We start from the raw sequence: 26,206 nt of genomic DNA, 5'->3' as shown, positions 1-26,206 counted from the left end.
TCTCATTCGAAGCCGAGAAATTCAAAGATTTCCCGGTCCTTCATGGGTTCCGCGTTCAAGGCATCGGTCCCCGCCCAAAGCTGTTCGGCGAGCTGGAGATATTCGTTCTGGATGGCGGCGATTTCCGGCGTGTCGCCCATTTCGAAAAGCGTGCTCTTCTTTAAGCGGCTCAGCCGGACGTGATCGGAGTCGGGTACATGCGCCAGGCGCTTGAGGCCTACGGAATCGTTGTAACGGTCGATCTGATCGGTTTCGCGCGAGCGATTGGCGATGACGCCGCCGAGCCGCACTTCGTAGTTCTTGGCCTTCGCCTTGATCGCCGCGACGATCCGGTTCATGGCGAAGATGGAGTCAAAATCGTTGGCCGCGACGACAACCGCACGCTCCGCATGCTGCAACGGCGAGGCAAAGCCACCGCAGACAACATCGCCGAGCACGTCGAAGATCACCACGTCGGTATCGTCCAGAAGATGGTGCTCCTTCAGGAGCTTGACGGTTTGCCCGACGACGTATCCGCCGCAGCCTGTGCCGGCTGGCGGACCACCCGCCTCAATGCACTGAACGCCGTTAAAGCCTTCCACCATGTAGTCCTCGGGGCGCAGCTCCTCGGTGTGAAAGTCGACCTGCTCAAGGATATCGATCACGGTCGGGATCAGGCTTTTCGTCAGCGTGAAGGTGCTGTCGTGTTTCGGATCGCATCCGATTTGGAGCACCCGCTTGCCGATCTTGGAAAAGGCGACGGACAAATTGGAGGACGTCGTCGATTTGCCGATCCCGCCCTTGCCGTAAATCGCAAAGACCTTGGCGCCATCGATTTCCATCGTCGGATCGAGATGCACCTGGACGCTGCCCTCGCCATCCGCGCGTTCGCGCAGTTTTGCAGCTTGGCGCGCCTCGATCTCGGCCGTCTTCGGATGGGTGTAGATATTCATTCGGCAGCCTCCGTCACCAGGCCTTCCAGCCGGTCTTCCAGTTCCTCACCGGCCCGTTGCAGGGCCGCAAGCGTTTCGGCATCCGGTTGCCAGTAATTGCGCTCATGCGCTTCCATCAGCCGAGAGGCGACACGTGCCGCCGAAGCCGGGTTGAGGTCCGCCAGGCGGCGGCGCATGTCTTCATCCAAAACGTAGGTCTCGGTGATCTTCTGATAGATCCAGGGGTCGACGCCGCCGGTCGTCGCTGACCAGCCGAGGGTGTTGGTCACATTGGCCTCAATATGCCGCACGCCCTCATAGCCGTGCTGCAACATGCCCTCGAACCATTTCGGATTGAGCGTGCGGGTCCGCGTTTCCAGTGCCACCTGCTCGCCCAGCGTCCTGACCTTGGCATCGCCTTGTGTCTGGTCCGAGATATAAACCGGCAGAGTTCCGCCACCCTTCGCCTTGGAAACGGCCTTGGAAAGACCACCCAGCGTATCGAAATACTGCTCGATCGTGGTGACCCCGATTTCGACGGACTCCAGGTTCTGATACGCCATATCGACGTCGCCGAGGATGGCGTCGAGCAGTTCCGCCTGCCGGCTGGTCTTCCCCTTGCGGTTGATCGCAAAACTCTTCCGGCTGGTGTAGGTCTCTGCGATCTCCTCGTCGTCTGTCCAGGCGGACGAGCCGATCAGCATGTTGACATTCGACCCGTAGGCGCCGTCCGCATTGGAAAAGACACGGTACGCTGCCGCTTCCAGATCGCAGCCGTTGGCCTCGCAATAGGCAAGCGCATGCTTTCGGATGAAGTTCTGGTCTGAAGGCTCGTCTGCGATCGCCGCCAGATAGCTGGCCTCGGCCAGCATACTCGCCTGGATCGGAAGCAGATCGCGGAAAATACCCGAAAGTGTCATCACCGCATCGATGCGCGGGCGGTTGAGCTCTTCCAGCGGGATCAGCTCCGCACCGCAAACCCTGTTGTAGGTATCCAGTCTCGGCCGCGCGCCCATCAGCGCCATTGCCTGGGCCAGCGGAGCGCCGCCGGTCTTCAGGTTGTCAGTTCCCCACAGAACAATAGCAACAGTTTCAGGTAGTTTGCCGTCATTCTTAAAGTGTCGATCCAACACACGAGCAGCCTGTCTGGCGCCATCTTCCAGTGCAAACTTGCTAGGAATGCCAAAGGGATCGAACCCGTGCAGGTTCCGCCCGGTCGGCAGCAGATCTGGTGTTCTTAAGAGGTCTCCGGACGGTGCCGGCGGCACAAAGCTGGCGTCAAGCGCACGCACCAGACCGTCGAGCTCCTCATTGGACTTGAGGTTGTCGTTGATGGCCTTGAGATGGCGGACGGTCTCTTGCGCAGCATCACCCAGCCCGGAAACCGTTTCTTGCAATGCTCCGTCGTCATCGGCAACGATCAACCGGCAGATCTCGGACGCATCTCCGATGCGCTCGTTCTCGGGCATGGCCGCGGCGATATGCGTCAAGGTTTCCGCGCGTTCGCTTTGTTCCATGCCACGGCCGGCCACATGCAGCCCATGCGGGATGAGCGCATATTCCGTTTCCGTGATTGCATTCACCAGGTGCTGAACGAAGTCCTCCGTGGAGAGCCCATCTGCATCGCTGCCAAGATCCAGTTCCTCTGCCTGGATCCGGATCACGTCGAGCAGCCGCTCACGCTCGGCCTGGGCTTCCGGCGCCGCCGTGCGGTACTGATCCAGGCTCGCCTTGAGGCTGTGCAGGCCCTTGTAAAGACCGGCCTCTGTGATCGACGGCGTCAGGTAGGAAATCAAAGTCGCTGCCGAACGGCGCTTGGCGATCGAGCCTTCAGAAGGATTGTTCGATGCGTAGAAATAAAAGTTCGGCAGGCTTCCCAGCAGGCGGTCAGGCCAGCAGCTACCGGACAGTCCCGTGTGTTTTCCGGGCATGAATTCCAGCGCGCCGTGCGTGCCGAAATGAAGAACCGCGTCGGCGCCGAACGTTTCCCGCAGATAGGTGTAGTAGGCGGCAAAGGCATGGTTTGGTGCAAATCCGCCTTCAAACAGGAGGCGCATCGGATCGCCTTCATAGCCGAAGGGTGGCTGCAAGGCGATGAGCAGATTACCGAACTGGCGGCCAAGAATATGTATGCCCCGGCCGTTGCTCAGAATGCGGCCTGGCGCCGGTCCCCACTGGGCTTCGATCTCAGAAAGGAATGTCTCCTGGCGGACGTGATCGTCTGCGCTGACGGTGTCATGCACATTTGCCTCTGTCCCGAAGCGATCCGCATTGCCGGACAACAGCAGGTCCTTGAGCGTTTCGGCGTCTGCCGGCACCTCGACATCGTAGCCTTCTGCCTTCAGCCGTTTCATGGTCTCAAGAAGGCTTTCGAACACTGCAAGGAACGCCGCCGTTCCGATGTTTCCGCCATTCGGCGGATAGTTGAACAGTGTCGCGGCAATCTTGCGCTCGGCGCGTGGTGTCTGGCGCAATCGGGTCATTGCAACGAGCCGGTCTGCAAGAAGACCGACCCGCTCGTCGTCCGGACGCATGCAAGCACGCCCTGAAGGACAATCGCCCAACTGACGCGCGCAAATGCAGCTCTGCTTGCTTTTGGCTGACGCGCTGCGTCCGCCGATGACCATCGACCCGACAGCGCCGTCAAGCTCGGGAATAGCGACCATCAGCGTGGTTTCGATCGGCGTCAGGCCTTGCGTCGAGGCCTGCCAGCCGTCCCGCGTCTGGAATTCGGTAACACAGGCGGAAAGGTAGGGAACATTCAGCTTTTGAAGTGTTTCCGCCGCTGCAGCCGCATCGCTATAGGCCGGCCCGCCAACAAGCGAGAAGCCGGTCAGCGAACAGAGCACGTCGACGGTCGAATTCCCATTGCCGTCGGTCATGTATTGCTCGATCGCCGCACGCATATCGAGACCTGAGCAGAATACCGGAACGACATTGAAGCCACGGGCCTCCAGCGCGGCAATCACACCGTCATAGTGGCCAGTGTCACCGGAGAGGATATACGTCCGCAACAACAATAGCCCGATCGTGCCGTTGGTTTTCTCGACCTTCGCCAGATCCTTCGGCTGCGTGATCACCCTCGGTGTCGACCTTGGGTGATAAAGACCCATGTCCGGATACTCTTCGGGCGGCTTTGCCGAAACGGCAGAACGCAAAGCTTTACGCTCACCCGAAGCGTATTTGCTAACGAGCAGCCGGACCATGTTCGCGATGTTTTCGTCCGACGCCGCAATCCTGTATTGCAACGTCAGGAAATAGTTGCGGACATCCTGCGCGGTTCCCGGCACATATTTCAAAAGCTTCGGCAAGCGCCGCAGCATGGCGAGCTGGCGCTCTCCAGCCGTTCGTCCGCTTTCCTTGCCGCCGCGGGAACTGCTGCCGCGCAATTTTTTCAAAAGCGCAAGTGGACCTTTTTGCTCACCGCTCATGCGGAACCGGCCCATGGCCGTGTATTTCATGATCGTGCCCGCCGACATGCAGCAAACCATGGCGTCGCAGGAAAGGTGGCGCTCTTCAAGCACGTCAGCGATTGCCTTGACGTGCTCCTCTACGAAAATCATCGAGACAATGATGATATCGCCCGTCCGAATGGCCTCGCGGCAGGTTGCCAGGCTGTCAGGATCGTCTGCCCAGTCGGTCGCAGCGTGGACCGTGAACGACAGACCCGGAATGTCTTTCTTCAAACGTGTACGCGCATCATCGACGGCTGCTGCGACGTGATTGTCCAGCGTGACGAAGACCACCCGAATGGAGCGGCCGCTATCGGGCGAAATGGGCTTTCGCATCGTACAACGTCTCCACGGTGATCGGGTGAATGCCGTTATCTGCGGCAAATGTTTCGGTATTGCGCCGTGCCTTTCCGCGCACGAAGAACGGTACTTTCTTCAATTCGCGCTCAGCCTCGTCCGTCCAGAGCGAGGGCGCTTCGGACAGGCTGATGGCCGTATCCTGAGCGGTGCTCGCATCAGGAACCACCGCTTTGACCGGAGTGTCGGCCTGCGCCGGACTGTGTGCATGCAGGTGGGATGCGGCAGCGTCGTCGTTGAACTCAAAATCGTCGCGGAACATCGACAGGAGATGTTCTTCAAGACCCATCATCAGCGGGTGGACCCAGCTGTCGAAAATGACGTTCGCGCCTTCAAAGCCCATTTGCGGCGAGTAACGTGCCGGGAAGTCCTGAACATGCACCGGGGCGGAAATCACGGCGCAAGGAACACGCAGTCGTTTCGCGATATGCCGTTCCATCTGGGTGCCGAGAACGAGCTCGGGACGAGCTTCGAGGATCGCCTCTTCTACCTGAAGATGATCGTCCGTGATCAGAGGCTCGACGTTATATGCCTGGGCGGCGGCCCTCACGTCGCGGGCGAATTCCCGCATATAGGTGCCAAGTCCGCAGACCTTGAAGCCAAGCTCGCGACTGGCGATCCGGGCAGCTGCAATGGCGTGGGTGGCATCGCCGAAGATGAAGACGCGCTTTCCGGTCAGGTAATTGCTGTCGATCGACTTCGAGTACCAGCTCAAACGGTCTGTCTCGACCCCTGTGAGAGGCGTCTCCTCAAGACCCGCAAGCGCACGCGCTTCGCCAATGAAACGCTGTGTTGCCTCCACTCCGATCGGGACAGTCGAGACGAACGGCATATTGTGGGCCTTTTGAAGCCAGCGCGCTGCCGTCTCTGCGATTTCCGGATAAAGAACGATGTTGAAGGCCGCCTCCGGCAAGCGGGCAAGATCCGCGGGCCGGGCCCCAAGCGGAGCAACGATCCGCACGTCGAGACCGTTTTCGCGCAGCAAACCAGAAATCTCGCGAATGTCGTCCCTGTTCCGGAAGCCCAGCGACGTTGGACCCAGGATATTGCAGCTGTTGGGCTGGATGGTTTCAGACCGTTGCCGGTTGCCGGCAAAAGCACGCACCAGACGATAGAAGGTCTCGGACGCGCCCCAGTTTTCTTTCTTCTGGTATGAGGGCAGTTCAAGCGGCACGACCGGAATATCAAGCTCAAGCGTTTTGGCGAGCCCGCCAGGATCGTCCTGCAGCAATTCAGCTGTACAGGAGGCTCCAACCAACAGGGCCTCGGGCTGGAAACGCTCCACGGCATCGTGACAGGCCGACTTGAAGACATCCGCCGTCGAGGCACCGAGGTCGCGCGCCTGAAAGGTTGTGTAGGTTACCGGAGGCCGGGAGGGCCGCCGCTCGATCATCGTGAAGAGAAGATCGGCATAGGTATCGCCCTGGGGCGCGTGCAGGACGTAATGCAGACCCTCCATGGAGGCTGCAATGCGCATCGCACCGACATGCGGCGGGCCTTCATAGGTCCACATGCTCAGCTGCACGACGCGCCCTCCTCTGTCGCGGGTTTGCCGCTCAGGGCGTTCCTGCGCACCAGGGGACGCGCAAAAAGTTCGGCCAGATCGCCGGCCTGCTCATATCCCTGGATCGGCGTGAAGGCGAACTCGATCGACCACTTCGTCAGCCGGCCCTCCGCCTCGAACGGGTTTGCGAGCCCCATGCCGCAGACGATCAGATCCGGGTCCGCCGCGCGGCAACGGTCTATTTGACGATCGACGTCCTGCCCTTCCGACAACGCAACGCCTGGCGGCAGCAGAGCAAGTTCTCCAGCGACGTGTTCGCGATGCAGGTAAGGACTGCCGACTTCGACAATCTGCGCACCGATTTCGCGGGCAAGGAAGCGGGCGAGAGACGGTTCCAACTGGCTGTCGGGAAACAGAAAAACCCGCTTTCCGCTAAGAAGGTGCCGGTAATGCGACAATGCTGCCCATGCGCGCTTGCGGGCCGGCGCAGTCACGGTTTCAAAGCGCTCCTCGGAAACCTCGAACGCATCGGCGATTGCCTTCAGCCACGCTGTCGTTCCCTCTTCTCCGAGCGGAAAAATTGCATTGATTCTGGACGCTCCACGCGACTCCAACGCCTGCGCTGCCGCACCAAGATAAGGTTGGGCCAGCACAAACCGTGTCGAGCGGTCAATCTTTGGCATTGCCGCACTGGTTCGGCCCGGCAGAAAGTGAACCCCATCAATGCCGAGATCTTTGAACAGGCGCTGGAACTGGTCTTCAACGACGTCAGGCAGACACCCGGCAACGACGAGCTTTGCGCTATCCTGGCTTTTCCCGGCATCCGGTTCATCACGAACCAGGGCAGCTAGAAAATTCTCTTCACCCTGCGTGAATGTGGTCTCGATTCCGCTTCCGGAATAGCAGATCACCCGGTGTTTCGGTGCATAGTGACGATTGAGGCGTTCTGCAGCTTTGCCAAGGTCGAACTTGATCACTTCCGACGGACAGGACCCGACGAGGACAAGCATCTTGATGTCAGGCCGGCGTGCCAACAGTTTCTCGACAACGCCGTCAAGCTCGTCATGCATGTCGGCCATACCGGCCAGATCCCGTTCTTCCATGATTGCGGTGGCGAAGCGCGGTTCAGAAAAGATCATGACGCCGGCAGCCGATTGCATCAGGTGGGCGCAAGTTCTGGATCCGACGATCAGGAAGAACGCATCTTGCACTTTGCGATGCAGCCAGATGATCGAGGTCAGGCCGCAGAAAACTTCGTGCTGGCCGCGCTCGCGGATCGTTGCACTCCGTTCACATCCGGGCCGGAAAGTCTGGTTCATTGGACCGACCCCGCGACTTGAAGACGTCCTGTTGCCGAGGCGTTTGCACTCACATCTGCACTTTCGCGGGACGTTTGGTCCAACCTGGCCAGTCGCAACTTCCACACAAACTGGCCAGCATTGACGACGTAGGTCGCATAGGCGGCGAGCGCGAGCCACATCAGCGCTGTCGGGGCTAGGCTGTTGGTGAAGAGGGCTACGAGATAGGCGGTGTGCAGCGCGAGCACGAGGATGGAAAACACATCTTCCCAGAAGAAAGGAAGTGCGAACAGATAACAGCCGAAGACATGCTTTTCCCAGATCGAGCCGGCTATCATGATCGCATAAAGCGTCAGCGTTTTGAGAACGACCGAGACTTCTGCGGGAACCTGGGCATTGCCCGTGGTCAGGAAGTACAGGATCAAACCGAGACTGATCAGGAAAACGAAAAACTGGATCGGGGCCAGAATGCCTTGCACCAGTGTCCAAACGCTCGCGTCACGCCGTTTCCGCTCCTGCTCGGTGTACAGCACGAATACCTTGGCCGTCTTCCCTGGTTCGCCTAACGACATTTGCTCCTCCCCCCGAACCCAGACATCAAGGTCCGGCAGATAAGGAAGCGTAACGCTTAGGGCGTAAAAGTGTCAACTAAACATGACGTATATTTTTATTTACACTCACTCACAACAGAGTCATGCTAGGAAGGCTCGCAGGTGCTGCAAGCGACAAGGATCGCACTCCGGCGCGTTCCCCAACCGAGATGGTCAGGGAGGCCTGAAGCAAAGTGAGGATGATCGGCACCATTGGTTCGGACCCCGAGGACAAGCGCGAACAGTCTAATACTGGCGCCAGCGACGAAGCTTTTGTCACGCGCGACATACAAGTGCTAAGACGAGACCGTTTGTATCGAAGTGAGAAAGATACGCTTCGTCACCTTATTGAAGGGCCAGTGGCGGCAATGACAGCTGAACAACTGTCCATCGATTTGGACACAGGTCTCGAAAACCATCCTCAATATGAGCCGGCGATCGCCGGACTTCACCGCCTTGTCGTGCAATCCGGCACCCGGCTCGATCAACTGCTTTCCTGTCTTGAAAATGCGTTACCGGCGAATTCTCCCTCCCCGGTCAAAGTCCTTGTCGTGGAGGCACTCGCACGCCGCCTTGGCCGGGAATGGTCCGAGGACACATCAAGTTTCGTCGATGTCACCATCGCGTCCGCCAGACTTCAGGACCTTGCGCAAGCGCTCTCTATCGAAGCCGCTGACCGCAGCAGTGTTTATCCCGGCCCGTTCGCGGCAATCTTGCTGCCGAAAGACGAACAGCACAGTCTTATGGCCTACTTAACCGGAGCTTTCTTTCAAGCGTTCGGATGGCAGCACCAGGTTCTTTCGCATGACCAGGCAACACGGTCTGAATTTGCAGCCGTCGTCGGCAGAGCCGACGCTGTCTGCATAGGCTGGAGCAACACGCGCCTCAGACCGGAAGTCGGGCAATTGATTGACGGCATAAGGTTGAGCTCGGCAGGATCTACTCAACCCTTGATAGCGGGCGGTATCGCTGCTCTCGATTCCATTGATTACCTTGTGGAAATGGGGATTGACTGCGTTTGCGATACTGCGTATTCAGCAGTTAAAATTGCTGACAATTTCAACAATTTGGAAAAAATGAATTTTGGCACGCCACCGGTTCGCAGCGGACAGAACGAAAAAACAAAGAGGATTGATCGGCGAATCCGATGACCCCACGCGCCCCTAACAGCGGACAGCAAGGTATTGAGGTCGCGGGTGAATTGCAGAAAACACTCGAGGCCGAAGGGCTGGTTTCGCTGATTGGGCTCGGAACCGATATTGTTTTCCTTGTCGACAAGAACGGGAAAATCACCCACTCACATTACGAAAACCCCGATTTCGACGCCTACGGCCTTGATGGTTTTGTCGGCAAGGCGCTCCGGGATTGCGTCACGATCGAGTCTGTTTCCAAGATCGACGCGATGCTCAAGCCAAAGCAGAAGCGGCCCGCTCGCGGTTACCAGGTCAACCACAGCGCGTCCGGAAAACAGGATCTGCCGGTTGCCTATTCGGCCTTTTCAAAAAAAGGGCTGCCATTCACCATCGTTGTCGGCCGCGAGATGCAGCAGCAAATGCAGGATCAGCAGCGGCTGGTCGAAGCGCAGATCGCGATGGAGGCCGATTACCGTGATTTACGTCAGGCCGAAGCAAGGTACAGGACTGCCTTCAAGCTCGCGGAAACCGCCGACATCATGCTTGACGGCGAAAAGAGAACCGTCCTTGAGGCCAATTCTGCCGCAATCGCACTTTTGGCCGGCAGCTCCGGCAACCTGATCAACAAACCGGTCCGCGACCTGTTCAACAAGAAGGACCGTGACCGGCTTGGCGATGCCATCGGCGAGGCAAGACACAGCGGCGAGCCTGTCCTTATTGAGGCGCTGAAAAGCGCAAAAGGGTCGACACTCCAGGCAAAGCTGCGCGCCTACCGGGAAAACGGTGCGGCCAACCTCATTTTGACGCTCTGGTCCGAGGATTATCCTGACTCACCGGAGCGCAGTGCCGGTGAGAGCACGCCCGGGACACCCGCGATCAATCTCGATGCGCTCCCTGAAGCGGCAATTCAGACCGATAGCGACGGCAACCTGATCTCCGCCAACGCTCTCTTTCTCGATCTCGTCCAGGCGCCGACGCTCAACCAGGTTCTGGGCAGGAACGCCAGCAACTGGATCGGCAAATCGGCTGTAGATCTGAACGTGCTCTATGCCCGCACCAGCGACGAGCGCACCGTGCGCGGGTATTCCTCCGTCCTGAACGACAATATTGGCGGTGTGCAACCGATCACAGTATCGGCCCACTTCGATCCGAAATCAGATGCCATTCAGCTCATCATCGTCCCGCAAGAGGCGAAGCCCGAGCGTGTCGGTCTGCGTGCACCCGCAACCCAGGAGCAGGCGGAAGGCTTTGCAAGCCTCGTAGGAAAAGTTCCGCTCAAGGAGTTGATCAGGGAATCCTTGGACGTCGTGGAGAAAATCTGCATCGAAGCGGCTCTTGACCAGACCAACAACAACAGGGCCAGCGCAGCGGAAATGCTCGGGCTCTCCCGGCAGAGCCTTTATATCAAGCTTCGCAGGCACGGCCTCGAAAACTACCGCCCTGGCTCATGATCACCGCAAGGCGCTGGCTCTCCTGACATTGTAAAGACACGATGACACAGAGTGAATAGTCATGGCCGAAAGTGTCAATTTTAATTGACACTTTCTGGTGTCAGGCATAGCATCTTTGCCATGGAATTGATCCGGCACAGACCGCAAGCCAGCTGGCCGTCACCCGGCGCTGTTGTTGCCCTGCTCAAGCCTATTACTTGGTTTCCACCAATGTGGGCCTATGCCTGCGGTGCGATTTCCGCCGGCGAAGGCTTTGGCAGCCGCTGGGTTTTCGTGCTTTGTGGCGTTGTCCTCGCCGGTCCGCTCCTTTGCGGTACAAGCCAGGCCGTCAATGACTGGTTCGATCGCCATGTCGACGCCATCAACGAACCGGACCGCGTCATTCCCTCAGGCCGCATGCCCGGCCAGTGGGGACTTTATGTAGCTCTGATCATGTCCGTCTTGTCGATGATCGTGGCCGCAATGCTCGGCTCTCTGATATTCGTGGCGGCTTTGGTCGGACTGTGCTTTGCCTGGGGCTACAGCGCGCCGCCGCTGCGGTTTAAACAAAACGGCTGGATCGGAAACGGCGTCGTCGGCTTCAGCTACGAGACCTTGCCCTGGCTGACAGCGGCAACCGTCATGACCGGCGTTTCGCCGAACAGCTCGATCTGGATCGTGGCCCTGCTCTACGGCATTGGCGCCCACGGCATCCTGACACTGAACGATTTCAAGGCGATTACGGGTGACAGGGAAATGGGCATCAACACCCTGCCCGTCCTCCACGGTGCCCGGCCGGCTGCGGCGATCGCCTGTGTCATCATGGCCGCAGCGCAGGCCGGTGTCTGCGCCCTGCTGATCTATCTCGACCTGCCGCTCTTCGCGCTTGCGATTGGCGTGCTGCTGGCGTTGCAGATCGGTTGCATGATCCGCTTCGTGCGGGATCCGGTCAGGTTCGCGGTCTGGTACTCGGCGATCGGGGTCGGCCTCTACGTTACCGGCATGATGATTGCCGCTTTTGGACTGCGGACGCTTTCGCAACCCGCTCTTTCAACGATGTGAGGGAGACTTCCCATGTTTCGCCGGGGCGCTGACCGTGAAGAGCTCAAACAGAGCGTCAAGGGCCTAAGCTGGCTTGCGATTGTTCGGCTTGGACTGGTCCAAGCATCGCTTGGCTCAATTGTCGTGTTGACGAATTCGACGCTCAACCGGGTCATGGTCGTCGAGTTGAGCCTTGCGGCAATCATACCCGGACTGTTGGTCGGCATTCACTATGCGGTCCAGCTCTCTCGCCCGGTATGGGGCCACCACTCGGATGTCGGGCGCTCAAGAACGACGTGGATCCTGGGTGGATTGGCCCTCCTGGCCGTCAGCGGGACGGCGGCTGCCGGAACGACATTCCTGTTTGAAGCAAGTTTCACTGTCGGGCTCCTGGCAGCAATTGTTGCCTACACCCTGATTGGCATCGGCATCGGGGCAAGCGGCACCTGTCTTCTCGCCCTGATGGCGGCTAAAACCGCGCCAGAACGCCGCGCATCGGCAGCTACGATCACATGGATGCTGATGATTGCCGGGATCGTGGTGACCTCCATCGTCACCGGCATCAATCTGGATCCCTATACCCACGAGCGCCTTGTCGCCGTCACTGCGATCACGGGATTGGCGGTCCTGTGCCTTTCTGCACTCGCTGTTGCCGGAATAGAGAAACAGCCGACGATTGTCGGCGATCAGGACCGGAAACCGGCGGGCAGTTTTCGGGAAAGCATCAGGGAAGTCTGGAACGACCCCGAAGCGCGATTGCTCACGCTTTTCATTTTCATGTCCATGCTGGCCTATTCGACCCAGGATCTCGTTCTTGAGCCCTATGCGGGCCTCTTGTTCGGCATGACGCCGGGCGAAACCACGCAACTGTCAGGGACGCAGCACGGTGGCGTCTTTCTCGGCATGGCGGTCGTCGGCATAGCGGGCGGGCTGTTTTCGAAAAGAAAGCCTGGCCTCATCAAATTCTTCATCGTCTCGGGATGTCTCGGCTCAGCACTTGCGCTCGCCTTCCTGTCGATCTCAGCCTCCTTTGCACCGGCCTGGCCGCTGGTCGCAAACATTTTCGCGCTCGGTTTCATGAACGGCGCCTTTGCGGTTGCAGCCGTCGGAACAATGATGGTTCTGGCAGGGGCAGGCAAATCAACCAACGAGGGTGTGCGCATGGGCGTCTGGGGTGCGGCGCAGGCGGTTTCGTTCGGCTTGGGCGGCGTTGCCGGGACCGTCGTTCTGACGCTCGGCCGCTGGTTCACGGGCGACGACGGAACCGCATTCACCCTGGTGTTCGCGCTGGAAGCGGTTCTGTTTTTGATGTCGGCGCTGATCGCCCTTCGCATCGGTATTCAATCGGCGCCCCGTCCCGAATACAGGGCCGAAACCGCACCGTCGGCAGTCCCTGCTGAATAGACCGGAAGCCCTTTTGACCTGAACCAGAACAACGAGGTCAGTCATGGATACCACATTTGATGTTGCTGTCATCGGCGGCGGACCAAGCGGCGCAATCGCAGCGGAATCGCTGGCCAAGTCCGGCCATTCCGTATTGCTTGTGGATCCGGACAACCGGATCAAACCCTGTGGGGGAGCAATTCCCTCGCGGGCGCTCAAGGATTTTTCCATTTCCGAGGACATGCTCGTTTCAAGAGCGAACGCGGCCCGCGTCATTGCGCCATCCGGCAAGGCAGTGGAGATGCGGATTGGCGACATCGGCTTTGTCGGCATGGTGGACCGGGCCACTTTTGATCCTTACCTGCGCGCCCGCGCCGAAAAAGCCGGCGCTACACGGCTGACAGGCAAGCTGAGCCACATGGAGGAAACCGAAGACGGCGTCCTTCTGCTCTCTTTCGAACCCACCGGCAAAGAAGACGACCGCAAACCAGTTACCCGGTCGGCGCGGCTCGTAATTGGAGCAGACGGTGCAAACTCTGCCGTGCGCCGGTTCATGTTCCCCAAAAGCAAGAAACCGCCCTATGTTTTTGCCTATCACGAGATCATCGAAAGCCCGAAAGTCGCCACCTCCGGCGGCTTCCGTGCCGACCGGTGCGACGTCGTTTACGACGGCCGGATATCCCCCGACTTTTACGGCTGGGTATTCCCACATGGTGAGCACACGTCGGTCGGGTGCGGATCAGCCGTGAAAGGCCATAATCTCCGTTCCGCAACTGCAGAGCTTCGCAAGGCGACTTTCCTGGAAGGGCAGCCAATCATTCGCCGGGAAGGTGCACCGCTGCCGCTGAAACCCATGCAGCGGTGGGACAACGGCAAGAATGTCCTGTTGGTAGGCGACGCTGCCGGAACGGTAGCACCCTCTTCCGGCGAAGGGATCTACTACGCGATGTTGTGCGGGCAGCTGAGCGCGGACGCCGTTGCATCGTGTCTTGCCACTGGCAAGGCTTCGGAGCTCAGGCAGGCCCGCCGGCGCTTCATGAAAGACCACGGCCGGATTTTTCTCATTCTCGGCATCATGCAAAGCGTCTGGTATCGAAGCGATCGCTTCCGGGAGCGCTTCGTTACAATGTGCGCGGATCCTGACGTTCAGCGTCTGACGTGGGAATCCTACCTGAACAAGAAGCTTGTCCGGCGTGATCCGCTCGCCCACATTCGGGTCTTTTTCAAAGACCTCGGCCAGTTGCTTCGAATTCCGGCGGGTCAGAAATGAACATCGTTTCCGCTTGGCTCGAAACAGGCTGGTTGGCCTTCGCCGCGCTCGTGTTCCTGTGGGTCGAAACTTTGGTTCTGAGCTTCCTGTCAAGCAATCGGATGGCTCGTTTCAAGGCTCTTGCCGGCGGCGCGTTTGCCGGAAGTTGCCTGATGGCGGCACTCGGATTTGCGCTCCGCGGCGAAGCGTTCGGCTGGATCGTCCTCTTTCTGACTTTGTCGCTGGTGGCGCACCTGTTCGATGTCGCCGGGCGTTTGAAGGATCACTCGGCAGCGTTGAGCCGCAAGACCGAAAGATTAAGCAACCCTGCCGTGGTGACCCAGAGGAGATAGGGGACAAAGAGGAGAGACGCGAGCGCTGAAACGGGCCAGGCAGCCACGATGAAACCCAAAATCGCGAGCCAAAGCAGACCCAACTCGAACAATGCCAGGTCCATGCGTTTTAACCCGAAAAACAACCAGGACCAGCAACCGTTCAAGATCAACTGCGCGACCCAGAGCATCATGGCAAACGACCAGCCGGCCTTGGTCCAGATGTCCCACCCGGCATAGGCAATCATGACGTAAAGGATCGTCCAGACTGTCGGGAAAGCCCATTTCGGCGGCGTCCAGGAGGGTTTTTGCAAGGTGTCATACCAGGGACCTGGTTTGAACACCGCGCCACTCATCGCGGTCAGGAAGACAAGGAGTGCAAATGTGATGGCGGCCATACCAGGTCCCTGTTCGTCAGCAAAACCACTCTCGCCTGAATATGTTGTTTTGTCGCTGCAGAGCAATGTTCCGAGCGCAGGATATCCAATGCGGTGACCCGTCTCAACTGCGTGAGCCGACGCGCCACGCCTGCTTCAAGAGAACTACGTTCACTCTACCTAAGCACACCTGGACTAGCTGCATATTTCCACGTGGCCAGTTGGCATCTTTTTAGGCAGAAAGTGTAAAAAAAAGTTTACACTTTCGCCAAGTTCGTCAAGAATGAGAGACAGCTAATTGTCCCGCGGTTAAACCGAAACTGCTTCCTTCAGGAGCATGAATTCATGCCGGATCTGTGAGCGGCTCGGTGCCGACGGGACAGCATCAGGCGCGGGAGGAAACGATATGAGCTTCATATCCAGGAGAGTAGCGTCGACGCCACTTTTGGACCAGGTCCAGGACCCGCAACGCCTCAGACGCATGTCGACGGACGAACTGGCCGCGCTTGCAGACGAGCTCAGGACCGAGATCATTTCGGTCGTCTCCGAAACCGGTGGACATCTGGGTTCCAGCCTCGGTGTTGTCGAACTTACCGTTGCCATACACGCTGTCTTCAACACGCCGAAAGACACTTTGATCTGGGATGTGAGCCACCAGTGCTATCCGCACAAGGTTCTCACTGGCCGGCGTGACCGCATGCGCACGCTGCGCAAGAAAGACGGCCTCTCCGGCTTCACCAGGCGCAGCGAAAGTCCTTACGATCCGTTTGGCGCCGCGCATTCTTCTACGTCGGTTTCCGCCGGCCTTGGCTTTGCTGTCGCCCGCGATCTGACCGGTGGCACTGACGACGTGATCTGTGTCGTTGGAGATGGTGCCCTGACGGCCGGCATGGCCTATGAAGGGCTCAACAATGCCGGAGATCTCAACAGGCGGATGTTCGTCATCCTGAACGACAACAACATGTCGATTTCACCGCCGACCGGCGCTCTTTCGGGTCACCTCAACGATCTGGCCTCCCGGACCGATGCGCTTTCCAAGGAGCGCAGCCTTTTTGAACACATGGGTTTTGAATATCACGGCCCCGTCGACGGACATGACGTCAAGGCGCTGGTCTCCGTGCTGCGAAAACTCAAGAACGAAAGCGCCGGGCCCATTCTGCTGCACGCCGTCACACGCAAGGGGGCCGGCTACAGTTTCGCCGAAACCTCGCACGACAAATACCACGGCGTTTCCAGGTTCGATATTTCATCCGGCAAACAGTCAAAGGCGAAAGCCAAAGCCCCGAGCTATACCAAGGTCTTCGCAAATGCTCTTGTTGCGGAGGCGAAAAAAGACGACAGGATCGTGGCGATTACGGCAGCCATGGCAGCCGGAACAGGGGTCGATGTCTTCGGCAAAGAATTTCCGGAACGCACCTTTGATGTCGGGATCGCCGAGCAGCACGCCGTCACGTTCGCCGGCGGACTTGCAGCGAGCGGCATGCGGCCCTTCTGCGCAATCTATTCGACCTTCCTGCAACGGGGTTACGACCAGGTGGTCCACGACATCGCGCTTCAAAATCTTCCCGTCCGGTTCGCCATAGACCGGGCCGGTCTGGTCGGAGCTGACGGACCAACGCACGCTGGCGCATTCGACGTCGGGTATCTCGCAAACTTGCCGAATTTCACCGTCATGGCTGCGAGCGACGAGGTCGAGCTTACCCACATGGTGGCGACCGCAGCAAACCATGACGCAGGGCCGATCGCATTCCGGTACCCGCGCGGCGAAGGCACCGGACGCCCGCTTCCAGATGAAGCCGTGCCGCTTCCGATAGGAAAAGGCAGGATTGTCGATAGGGGACAAACCGCTGCCCTACTGTCTTTCGGCGCGCGCCTTCCTGAGTGCATGGAGGCACGCGAACAGCTTGAAGCTGAAGGAATTTCCGTGACGGTTGCGGATGCAAGATTTGCAAAACCGCTTGATCAGAACCTGATCCTTGATCTCTTTTCCAGCCACGAGCTTCTCGTCACGATTGAAGAAGGCGCAACAGGTGGCTTTGGAGCCCTGGTGCTGCATTTCCTGGCGGGCAAAGGCATGCTTGACGGGCGCTGCGACATCCGAACCATGACGCTGCCTGACAGTTTCATTTCACAGGCCGCACCGGCGGAGATGTACGAAGAAGCCGGACTGAATGCAGCCCAAATTACAGACACCATACGCAACGCCTTGTTGCAAAAAACGAAAACTGCAACGCGGTCTGCACAGGTGTGGCCAGGAAAGCAGGAGAACTACGTCCAGTTGACCCATCGCGCGGAGGATAGGTGAAAATCGGGGTTTAGTTATTCCAGTCAAGGACGCGCTCCGCGTTTTGAGGTCTCTCCCTGACGTAGTACGTTTGTATAAGTGGAGGAGTGCCTGACCGCCTGGGCCGAGCTTTCGGGAGGGGGAATTGGCCTATAAAGAATACAGCGAGGACACGGCGAACAATAGAGATGTATCGCCATCGCCCGCTGACATTGGCCAGACGTTAAAGACAGACGAAAAAGCCCAATTGAACTCTCAGGATCTGTCGGTTCTGGAGCACGCTATTCGTGAGCGCGTCTCCGGACTGGTCAATGACTTGCATCCTGATGTCAACGGCCAACCGTCACCTTTGCTTTCAGAGACGGATCTTGATTTCCGTCTCCATCCGGAGATGGACGAAAAGGCGCGTCAGCTTCCAGGCGCCGACAAGGCAATCGCCTTCCGCGAGAGATTCTTGAAGTCTCTCATAGATCCGGACCCCAGACACCACCGGGAAATTATCGAGGAACTGCTGCAAGTCAACATCCCCATGCAGACGCTGGCAATCCACCTGTTCTGCCCGGTGGCAACACAGCTCGGCACCTACTGGTGCAACGACGAAACCGACTTCATGCAGGTCGCCGTCGCGTCGACACGATTGAACACGATCGTCAATCATGCGACCCACGCGGGAGCGCAGCTCGTCAACCCCCATCCCTCGGCGAAAAGAGTTCTGTTGGCCCGCTCGCATGGCACCAAACATACACTCGGCGTCACCCTTGTCCGCATGTGTTTTCGTGACATGGGCTGGATCGTGGACGGCGGGGCCGATATGGAAATCGGGGACACTCTCTACATGCGACTTTCCTCGCGCCCCTACCACCTCCTCGGCCTCTCGATCGGTCAGATTGAGGAGACTGCCGATTGCAAGGACGCGATCGCGCGCTGCCGTGCGGACCCTGCGACACGCGACGTAAAAATTGCACTGGGTGGTGCAGCTGTCGTGACCCGGCCTGACGAATTTAAGAATACCGGTGCTGACGTCATCGCACGCTCGGCCCTGGAGGTCATGCACCTGGCGGAATATATTCCCCATTAACAGTCGCGGTGGTGGCACCGGTTGCCAAAAGGATGTCTCGCGCGTTCAGATTCGGTGGGGCATACCTGCATTGGCTGAAGACTCCCCACGAATTTTTGCCCCCTTTTTTGCGGTCGCGATTTTACGCACCCGATCGCCAAAGATTGATCCATATCAAACTCGGAATAGCTTCTTAGTGTAAACTAAAGTTGACACAAGGGAGGCAGCCATGCGCATCGTCTTGATCCACCCAAACTACCACTCCGGCGGGGCGGAAATTGCGGGGAATTGGCCGCCTGCCTGGGTTGCTTACCTTGCCGGCCATCTGCAAGAGGCCGGGTTCGACGACATCCATTTCATCGACGCGATGACAAACGACCTGCCCGACGACGCGCTCCGGCAAAAGCTGCGCGATCTCAAGCCGGACGTCATCGGCAGCACGGCCATTACCCCGTCAATTTATGTGGCCGAGCAGGTGCTGAAGATCGCACAGGAAGAGTGTCCTGACGCCGTACGGGTGCTCGGCGGGATCCATGCGACTTTCATGTACAAGCAGGTTCTTTCCGAAGCCCCCTGGATTGATGTCATCGTGCGCGGCGAAGGCGAAGAGATCTTTCGGGACCTGATCCAATGCATCGCTGATGGGCGCTGGCCAAAGGACCGGCGCAAGATCAGGGGTCTTGCCTTTGCTGAGGACGACAAATTCGTCGCAACCCAGGCCGCCCCAACCGTCAAGGATATAGACGCCATCAATCCGGACTGGTCGCTGCTGGAATGGTCCAAATACATTTACGTTCCGCTCGGCGTGCGTGTCGCCATTCCGAACATGGCCCGCGGTTGCCCCTTCACCTGTTCCTTCTGCAGCCAGTGGAAATTCTGGCGCGACTATCGCGTCCGGGACCCGAAAAGGGTGGTCGATGAAATCGATACGCTGGTCGCGGAACACGATATCGGTTTCTTCATTCTCGCCGACGAGGAACCCACCATTAACCGGAAGAAGTTCATCGCCTTCTGTCAGGAGCTGATCGACCGCGGCCTGAACAAGAAGGTCAAGTGGGGCATCAACACGCGGGTGACTGATATTTACCGCGATCGTGAGCTTCTCTCGTTCTACCGGGAAGCCGGACTTGTTCATGTGTCTCTCGGCACGGAAGCTGCAGCGCAACTAAAGCTCGACCGTTTCAACAAGGAAACAAAGGTTGCTGAAAACAAGGAAGCCATCCGCCTGTTGCGCGAAGCCGACATTTTTGTCGAGGCGCAGTTCATCGTCGGCCTCGACAATGAAACGCCTGAGACCCTGGAAGAAACCTTCCAGATGGCCTGGGACTGGCAGCCCGACCTCGCCAACTGGGCCATGTACACCCCCTGGCCGTTCACACCGCTGTTTGCGGAGATCAAGGATAAAGTCGAGATCTTCGATTTTTCGAAATACAATTTCGTAACGCCGATCATGGCGCCGGAGGCGATGGACCGGGCGACCCTGCTCGACCGGGTGATGCACAACTACCGCCGGTTCTATTCGCGAAAAGCGCTGTTCCATTACCCTTGGCGCGGCACAGGGTTCCGGCGCCGCTATCTCCTCGGCTGTCTGAAAGCCTTCCTGAAGGCCGGGTTCCAGCGAAAATTCTACGATCTCGGCAAGGCAAATTACTGGGGGCCGCAATCCAAGAAGGGTGTCAATTTCAACTTTGACCGCAAACGCACCATCGCACCGGCACAGATGGATGACTGGGAGGCTGCGGCAGACCGGGCCGCGCGCGCCAGGGCGCGTCGTGAAGCCGAAGATGCCCTTGTTCCGGACAAGGTTCTTGCGTGCGGTGGAGGAACACAGCAGATGTCGCCGCAAATGTCTCAGAGCGCTGCCAGCATACCCGGAGAATAGGCCATGTCCGGCGCTGACGAAGCCTATAGTGCCGGCGTTGTGGGACCCAACGCGGTTATCCAGCTGAGCAATGCGCTCGATGACCTGTGTGGTCATCCCCTGGCGGAGGCGGTCTTTGCGCAAGGCGGGTACCCGGATCTGATCGACAATCCACCGGACAGCATGATCAGCGAGACCGTCCCGGCTGGCTTGATGGACGTCCTCTGGACCTCTCTTTCCCCCGCCGAGGCCGAGGCTGTTGCACGCGACGCCGGACGAAGAACAGCCGACTACGTGATCGCCAACCGGATACCGCACGCCGCGAAGTGGCTGCTTGCACGCGTCCCGCGGGTGATTGGCGCCCGCCTGCTGCTGAAAGCAGTACACCGCAACGCCTGGACCTTTTGCGGATCCGGTGTCTGCACCGTCAAGATGGTCCCTGCCCTCACCCTGACGCTTAAAAGCAATCCGATCCGCACCCCCGGCTGCATCTGGCATGTCGCCGTTTTCGAGCAGTTGTTTGGCCGATTGGTGTCTCCCGAAATCCAGGTGATCCATGCCGTTCACTCAACTGAAGGACAAACTGTCGACCGGTTTGAATTCAGGATTCGTTGTGCGCGACCCGAGACAGAGATGGCATGACGCCCCCTGAACAGGCGCTTCCTTCCACGGCACGGACACGTGCCTCGCAAAAGGGGCATGGGTCACCAAGTCAAGGATGATACCTCACGGCCTGACGTCAGGAACCGTCTGGGCGCTCCGGCTAGTCACACGAGACCACCATAAACACCGAACCCTTCGACCGAGTCGTTGCCTCCACTTGGTGTTCCTTTCGCGACGCATTTGACCTTCATCTATCTATGATTGCAGCGATCTAAGCGGAAAAGAGCTTTAAAATGAATGCATTCAAAAAAATGAAACGTTTCATATTGACGTTTTTCAAAAGACGTGTTTTGCTTTTGAAGTCGCATCGCCTCAGCAGCCAGAGGTTAAGCGCGTTACCTTTTTAGGGAGGAAAATCATGAAGTTATTGAAAATCGCTGCCGCGGCAGCGACCGGCCTCGCTTTGCTTGCTGGAACCGCACAAGCTGACGACAAGCCCGTTGTGGGCCTCATCATGAAATCGCTCGCCAACGAGTTCTTCCAGAACATGATGGCCGGTGCTCAAGCCCATGAAGAAAAACGAGGCGACTACAAGTTGCTGGCCGTCGGAATGCAGAATGAGACCGATTTTGAATCGCAGATCAATGCAGTCGAGAACTTCATCACCCAGGGTGTTGATGCGATTGTGGTCGCACCTGCCGACTCCCGTGCAATGGTCCGCCCGCTGAAAAAAGCAATGGCAGCCGGCATTGTCGTCGTCAATTTCGACGTCGCGCTGGATGCGGATGCCAAGAAGCAGCAGAACATTGAACTGGCCTTTGTCGGGCCGGACAATCGCGGTGGCGCAAAGCTCGCCGGAGATGCCCTGGGTAAGAAACTCGGTGCCGGCGGCAAGGTCGTCATCATCGAAGGAAATCCCGGAGCCGACAACGCGAACGAAAGACGTCTCGGATTTGAAGATTCCGTTGCTGAGTTCGAACTTGAACTCCTCGACAGCCGCACCGCGCATTGGGAAACGGAAGAAGCAAACACCGTGTTTTCCAACATGCTGACGGCACATCCGGACATTCAGGGCGTCATGGCAGCAAACGATTCCATGGCAATCGGTGTCGTCAAGGCATTGGAAAGCGCGGGGCGCGACGACATTGTCGTGGTCGGTTTCGACAACATTCCCGCAGTGGGCCCCATGATCGCCGATGGACGCATGCTCGCAACAGTCGACCAGTTCGGCACCGACATGGCCGCGAATTCCATCGACCTCGCCCTCGAGGTGGTCAAGGGCGGGCCGCAGCTTGAAGGCTGGGTCAAGACGCCGATCGAACTGGTGACCGCAAACTAAGCGATCTCCCCGCGCCCCCGTATCGATCCGACCAGAGACGGGGGCGTCTCTTCTTTCCAAAGCAAGTCGACTGGACACACCATGGCCGCCGCGTCACCTGCAATCATGCCCCAATCGTCTGAAAACCCGGCATTCCTGTCTGTTCAGGGATTGAAGAAACACTTCGGCGGCGTCAAGGCACTTGATGGCGTCAGTTTCTCGCTCCTCAAGGGCGAAGTGCATGCCCTTGTTGGAGAAAACGGAGCCGGCAAATCGACGCTCATCAAAATTCTGTCCGGGGTCTTTCCCTACGATTCCGGCAGCATCTCCCTCGCTGGAGAGGACTACCGGCCCGCAAGCCCCCACGATGCGAAAGACCTCGGGGTCCAGGTGGTTCACCAGGAATTCAATCTGCTGGAACACCTGAGCATCGCGGAGAACATCTCGGTGGAGCGGATGCCGACGAACCGCTTTGGTCTTTTGGACAAACAGGAAATGAACCAGCGGGCACGGTCGGCGCTCGACGCGGTCGGTCTCACCGACGTCGACGTGAAGGCGCCGGTCAGCTCGCTCGGGATCGCCCACCGGCAGCTCGTTGAGATATCGCGGGCGCTGCAACGCAAGAGCCGGATCCTCATCCTCGACGAACCGACCGCCACGCTGACCGAACGCGAAACCAGACGTCTTTTCGAGATCGTCGAGACGATCAAGGCAGACGGGGTAACGATCGTCTTCGTGTCTCATCACCTGGAAGAGGTATTTGCGATCTGCGACCGGGTGACCGTTTTCAGAAACGGGGTGTCCATCGGCACTGACCGTATTTCCGAGACGACGCCGGATGGCGTGGTCCAGAAAATGGTTGGCCGGCAACTGGCAGCGTCCACGAACGACGCCGGTCCCTCACGAAAACCAGGCGAGCTTGCACTTCGTCTGGATGAGCTTTGCACACAGGCCAACCCGAGCGACAAGGGGATCTCCTTTGATCTCAGATATGGCGAGATTGTCGGCATTGCAGGACTTGTCGGGTCCGGTCGCACAGAAATCCTGAGAGGCATTTTCGGGGTCGATCCGATCCGGTCAGGGCGTGTTCTGCAAGGTGGAAACGAAATGCGCTTCAGCGGACCGCGCGATGCCATCGCAGCCGGTATCGGCTTCGTCACCGAAGACCGGAAAGACGAGGGTTTGATCCTGGAGATGCCGATCGCGGCAAACATGTCGCTGGCCAACATGCGTGCGGTCTCCAGATCCGGATTGCTGCAGTTTTCCGAAGAGAACCGGCGCTCGCGCGACGGCGGTGCCCGTTTGAAACTCAAATACGGCAAGATCTCCGATGCGGTTTCCAGCCTGTCGGGCGGAAACCAGCAAAAGGTCGTTCTCGCCAAATGGCTGGGACGCAATCCCAAAGTGCTTTTGCTGGACGAACCGACACGCGGCGTTGACGTCGGCGCGAAGGCAGAGATCTACGCAATCTTGAAGGAATTGGCGCGCGACCGCGTCGCGTTGCTCGTGGTGTCGTCGGAGATGCCCGAGCTGATGACGTTGGCAGACCGGATACTCGTTCTTGCCGAACATGAAATCCAGGGGGAGCTGACGCGTCCCGAATTCTCGGAAGAAAACATCCTGAAGCTGGCCTATGGCCAGGCTCGGCAGGCCGGAGGACAGAAGCAATGACAACGCAGGCCCTTTCTGAAACCATGCCAAATCCATCAAGATTTTCCGTACGCAGCGCCCTGCAAAATGCAGGCATTGGCCTTGCCTTGTTGGCGCTCATTCTATTTTTCTCGGTGTTCACGGAGCATTTCCTGACGCCAAACAACATCACCAACATTCTGACCCAGATCACCATCAATCTGGTGCTCGCAGTCGGGATGACCTTCGTCATTCTCATTGGCGGAATTGATCTTTCCGTCGGATCGGTGATGGCATTCGCAGCGGTTGTCGCCGGCAAGGCGATCACGCTGCCTGGCTTCGGCCCGGCGGAGGCGATTGCGCTGGCGGTCGTTGCAGCAACACTGACCGGCGTTGCCTGCGGGATGATCAACGGTGTCATCAGTGCCTATTGGGCCTTGCCGTCCTTTATCATCACGCTGGGAATGCTCAACATCGCCCGCGGCGCAGCGCTGCAGGTCTCGGATGCACAGACGATCTATTCGTTCCCTTATGCCTTCGAAGAGTTTGGCTCTGCCATGATCTACGGAGTGCCGGTGGTGTTTTTGGTTGCTCTTTTCCTGGTCCTTGTCGCCTGGTTCGTGCTGAACTTCACCGTGTTCGGACGGCTTCTCTACGGCATCGGCAACAATGAGGAAGCCGTGCGTCTCGCCGGGCACTCGGTCTATTGGTACAAGGTCGCCGCCTTCACGATCTGCGGCTTTACCGCCGGTATTGCCGCGATCGTCTATATGGCCCGACTGAACATTTCCAGCCCGATTGCCGGCATCGGCTTTGAACTCAATGCGATTGCTGCCGTCATTATCGGGGGCACCAGCCTGAGTGGTGGACGCGGATCCGTGATCGGCACCCTGCTGGGCGCATTCATCATCGGTGTTCTGGCGAACGGACTGATCCTGATCGGCCTGTCCGACTTCATGCGACAGATGATTACCGGTGTGGTCATCATCGTCGCCGTCGTTCTCGACTACTACCGTGCAAAGTACGCGTCGAAATGAAACGCACGGCCCTTTTGAACCGGCATCTGAGCGAGCTCATCGCCTCGCTCGGACATATGGATGAAATCATTGTTGCCGACGCGGGCCTTCCGGTTCCTCAAGGGGTCAGGGTGATCGATCTCGCCGTAAGTGAGGGGGTTCCGGGTTTTCAGGATGTCCTCAGGGCATTGCGCAGTGAACTTGTTATCGAAAGCGCGATTTGGGCCGAAGAGGCTTCCGCCAACTTGTCCGCAGTCATGCAGGAGGAGATCGCTCTCTGGTCCAGGCAGGCCGCGCGGGATGTCGCGGTCTCGCGGTTGTCCCATGCCGAGTTCAAACGACGGTCGAGCCATGTTCGGGCAATCATCCGCACTGGCGAATTCACGCCATACGCCAACATACTTCTGAGAAGCGGGGTGCCGTTTTGAGACCTGTAGCAATTGTCGGCAGCATCAACATCGATTTGGTCAGCTATCTGGATCGCTGGCCGCAGGTCGGGGAAACCGTAGCGGTGCGTGAAACCACCTCATCGCTCGGCGGCAAGGGAGCCAACCAGGCGGTCGCGTCTGCACGACTTGGTGCCGATGTCACTCTTGTGGGGGCAATCGGCAGTGACGGTTTTGGGCACGATGCCAAATCTCAGCTCGGCCTTTCAGGTGTCAGATCTCGCCTGAGCGAACTTCCAAACGCGTCGACCGGCCTTGCGTTTATCGATGTCGGGCCTGACGGCGACAACATGATCCGCCTTTCCGGTGGTGCCAACCGATCCGTTTCACCGGCCCATGTGGCGCTTCATGCGAAAGTCATCCGCAACAGTGGTGTGCTTTTGCTGCAAAACGAAATCGGATTGCCCGCCTCGCTGGAGGCTGCAAGAATTGCGCGCGAGTCAGGCGCTCTCGTCATCATGGATCCGGCCCCTGCCCCGCTCCCCGCCTGGAAACAGGACGTGTTCAGCTCCTTCGACATTCTGACCCCGAACGCACACGAAGCCGGCACGTTGTTGGGAACGGTCCCGACAACACTCGAAGACGGCGAAAAGGCAGCCAAATCGCTCCGGGAATTCGGGCTGCGAGGCGCCATCGTGACCATGGGTGACATCGGTGTTGCCTGGTCGTTCGATGAGGATCAGGGATCGCTGCCCGCCCTCAAGGTGAACAGTATAGATACAGTTGCCGCCGGGGACTGCTTCAACGGTGCATTGGCAACTAGCCTTGCGGAAGGGGAAACCTTGCGCAATGCCATCGCCTTTGCGCTGCGGGCAGCTGCGATCGCGACAACGCGCAAGGGAGCATCGCTTTCACTTCCGACCCGCTCGGAGCTGGACAACCTGCGAAACCCGGTCTTCGCCTTAAGTTAAGGCGGCGCTTGATTGGCAGGCTCA

21 protein-coding genes are annotated in these 26,206 nt (G+C 58.5%); 15 read left to right on the top strand and 6 right to left on the bottom strand.

The genetic code is table 11. The features are described from left to right. Positions 1-2: 2 nt before the first annotated feature. From bchL to bchF, 5 genes are read right to left on the bottom strand one after another with little or no spacing between them, the layout of a single operon-like run. Complete coding sequence (gene bchL, locus RBB47_RS00520) at positions 3-932, bottom strand: ferredoxin:protochlorophyllide reductase (ATP-dependent) iron-sulfur ATP-binding protein (protein ID WP_305983755.1); 930 nt, start codon at positions 930-932, stop codon at positions 3-5. Next, positions 929-4,699, bottom strand: a complete 3,771-nt coding sequence (locus tag RBB47_RS00515; RefSeq protein ID WP_305983754.1) for a magnesium chelatase subunit H — start codon at positions 4,697-4,699, stop codon at positions 929-931. Before RBB47_RS00515 ends, bchL begins: the two co-directional genes overlap by 4 nt. Further along, entirely contained in the window at positions 4,674-6,245 is a 1,572-nt protein-coding gene (bchB, locus tag RBB47_RS00510) for a ferredoxin:protochlorophyllide reductase (ATP-dependent) subunit B (protein WP_305983753.1), read from the bottom strand. Before bchB ends, RBB47_RS00515 begins: the two co-directional genes overlap by 26 nt. Then, entirely contained in the window at positions 6,236-7,543 is a 1,308-nt protein-coding gene (locus tag RBB47_RS00505) for a ferredoxin:protochlorophyllide reductase (ATP-dependent) subunit N (RefSeq protein ID WP_305983752.1), read from the bottom strand. The genes bchB and RBB47_RS00505 overlap by 10 nt, the downstream gene beginning before the upstream one ends. Continuing rightward, complete coding sequence (gene bchF, locus RBB47_RS00500; RefSeq protein ID WP_305983751.1) at positions 7,540-8,094, bottom strand: 2-vinyl bacteriochlorophyllide hydratase; 555 nt, start codon at positions 8,092-8,094, stop codon at positions 7,540-7,542. Before bchF ends, RBB47_RS00505 begins: the two co-directional genes overlap by 4 nt. 218 nt (positions 8,095-8,312) lie before the next feature. Here bchF and RBB47_RS00495 point away from each other — a divergent pair, with 218 nt between their 5' ends. The 6 genes from RBB47_RS00495 (at position 8,313) to RBB47_RS00470 (ending at position 14,701) form a co-directional block, all read left to right on the top strand. Further along, positions 8,313-9,263 (top strand): cobalamin-binding protein, encoded by a 951-nt coding sequence (locus tag RBB47_RS00495; protein ID WP_305983750.1) that lies wholly within the window; start codon positions 8,313-8,315, stop codon positions 9,261-9,263. Beyond that, entirely contained in the window at positions 9,260-10,696 is a 1,437-nt protein-coding gene (gene ppsR / locus RBB47_RS00490; RefSeq protein ID WP_305983749.1) for a transcriptional regulator PpsR, read from the top strand. The genes RBB47_RS00495 and ppsR overlap by 4 nt, the downstream gene beginning before the upstream one ends. Positions 10,697-10,816: 120 nt before the next feature. Beyond that, positions 10,817-11,737, top strand: a complete 921-nt coding sequence (gene chlG / locus RBB47_RS00485; protein WP_305983748.1) for a chlorophyll synthase ChlG — start codon at positions 10,817-10,819, stop codon at positions 11,735-11,737. A gap of 12 nt (positions 11,738-11,749) precedes the next feature. Next, on the top strand, positions 11,750-13,120 hold the full coding sequence (locus RBB47_RS00480) for a BCD family MFS transporter (protein ID WP_305983747.1): 1,371 nt from the start codon (positions 11,750-11,752) through the stop codon (positions 13,118-13,120). Positions 13,121-13,163: 43 nt separating this feature from the next. Beyond that, positions 13,164-14,369: a geranylgeranyl diphosphate reductase gene (locus RBB47_RS00475; protein ID WP_305983746.1), complete on the top strand. Its 1,206-nt coding sequence runs from the start codon at positions 13,164-13,166 to the stop codon at positions 14,367-14,369. Further along, the gene (locus RBB47_RS00470) at positions 14,366-14,701 is read left to right on the top strand and encodes a hypothetical protein (RefSeq protein ID WP_305983745.1); all 336 of its coding nucleotides are present in this window, start codon (positions 14,366-14,368) and stop codon (positions 14,699-14,701) included. Before RBB47_RS00475 ends, RBB47_RS00470 begins: the two co-directional genes overlap by 4 nt. On the opposite strand, the gene RBB47_RS00465 is transcribed toward RBB47_RS00470, so the two are convergent. Beyond that, positions 14,632-15,078, bottom strand: a complete 447-nt coding sequence (locus RBB47_RS00465) for a TspO/MBR family protein (protein WP_305983744.1) — start codon at positions 15,076-15,078, stop codon at positions 14,632-14,634. The genes RBB47_RS00470 and RBB47_RS00465 overlap by 70 nt on opposite strands. Positions 15,079-15,463: 385 nt before the next feature. Between RBB47_RS00465 and dxs the strand changes: the two genes are divergently transcribed. The 9 genes from dxs to rbsK all read left to right on the top strand — a co-directional run bounded on the left by dxs (position 15,464) and on the right by rbsK (position 26,182). Then, positions 15,464-17,362 (top strand): 1-deoxy-D-xylulose-5-phosphate synthase, encoded by a 1,899-nt coding sequence (gene dxs / locus RBB47_RS00460; protein ID WP_305983743.1) that lies wholly within the window; start codon positions 15,464-15,466, stop codon positions 17,360-17,362. A 124-nt stretch (positions 17,363-17,486) separates the two neighbouring features. Further along, positions 17,487-18,419 (top strand): B12-binding domain-containing protein, encoded by a 933-nt coding sequence (locus RBB47_RS00455; protein ID WP_305983742.1) that lies wholly within the window; start codon positions 17,487-17,489, stop codon positions 18,417-18,419. A 208-nt stretch (positions 18,420-18,627) separates the two neighbouring features. Then, the gene (gene bchE, locus RBB47_RS00450; RefSeq protein ID WP_305983741.1) at positions 18,628-20,280 is read left to right on the top strand and encodes a magnesium-protoporphyrin IX monomethyl ester anaerobic oxidative cyclase; all 1,653 of its coding nucleotides are present in this window, start codon (positions 18,628-18,630) and stop codon (positions 20,278-20,280) included. A 3-nt stretch (positions 20,281-20,283) separates the two neighbouring features. Continuing rightward, positions 20,284-20,901, top strand: a complete 618-nt coding sequence (gene bchJ / locus RBB47_RS00445; protein ID WP_305983740.1) for a bacteriochlorophyll 4-vinyl reductase — start codon at positions 20,284-20,286, stop codon at positions 20,899-20,901. Between the two features lie 379 nt (positions 20,902-21,280). Beyond that, entirely contained in the window at positions 21,281-22,201 is a 921-nt protein-coding gene (locus RBB47_RS00440) for a sugar ABC transporter substrate-binding protein (RefSeq protein WP_305983739.1), read from the top strand. 81 nt (positions 22,202-22,282) lie between these two features. Continuing rightward, positions 22,283-23,851 (top strand): sugar ABC transporter ATP-binding protein, encoded by a 1,569-nt coding sequence (locus RBB47_RS00435; RefSeq protein ID WP_305983738.1) that lies wholly within the window; start codon positions 22,283-22,285, stop codon positions 23,849-23,851. Further along, complete coding sequence (locus tag RBB47_RS00430) at positions 23,848-24,846, top strand: ABC transporter permease (RefSeq protein ID WP_305983737.1); 999 nt, start codon at positions 23,848-23,850, stop codon at positions 24,844-24,846. The genes RBB47_RS00435 and RBB47_RS00430 overlap by 4 nt, the downstream gene beginning before the upstream one ends. Next, on the top strand, positions 24,843-25,253 hold the full coding sequence (gene rbsD, locus RBB47_RS00425; RefSeq protein WP_305983736.1) for a D-ribose pyranase: 411 nt from the start codon (positions 24,843-24,845) through the stop codon (positions 25,251-25,253). Before RBB47_RS00430 ends, rbsD begins: the two co-directional genes overlap by 4 nt. Further along, positions 25,250-26,182, top strand: a complete 933-nt coding sequence (gene rbsK, locus RBB47_RS00420; protein WP_305983735.1) for a ribokinase — start codon at positions 25,250-25,252, stop codon at positions 26,180-26,182. The genes rbsD and rbsK overlap by 4 nt, the downstream gene beginning before the upstream one ends. Positions 26,183-26,206: the final 24 nt, after the last annotated feature.

This window comes from Roseibium sp. MMSF_3544, from assembly GCF_030732845.1.
Taxonomy (GTDB): domain Bacteria; phylum Pseudomonadota; class Alphaproteobacteria; order Rhizobiales; family Stappiaceae; genus Roseibium.
Note: the sequence above shows the minus strand (reverse complement) of the source record. Positions and strands in the feature narration are given on the sequence as shown.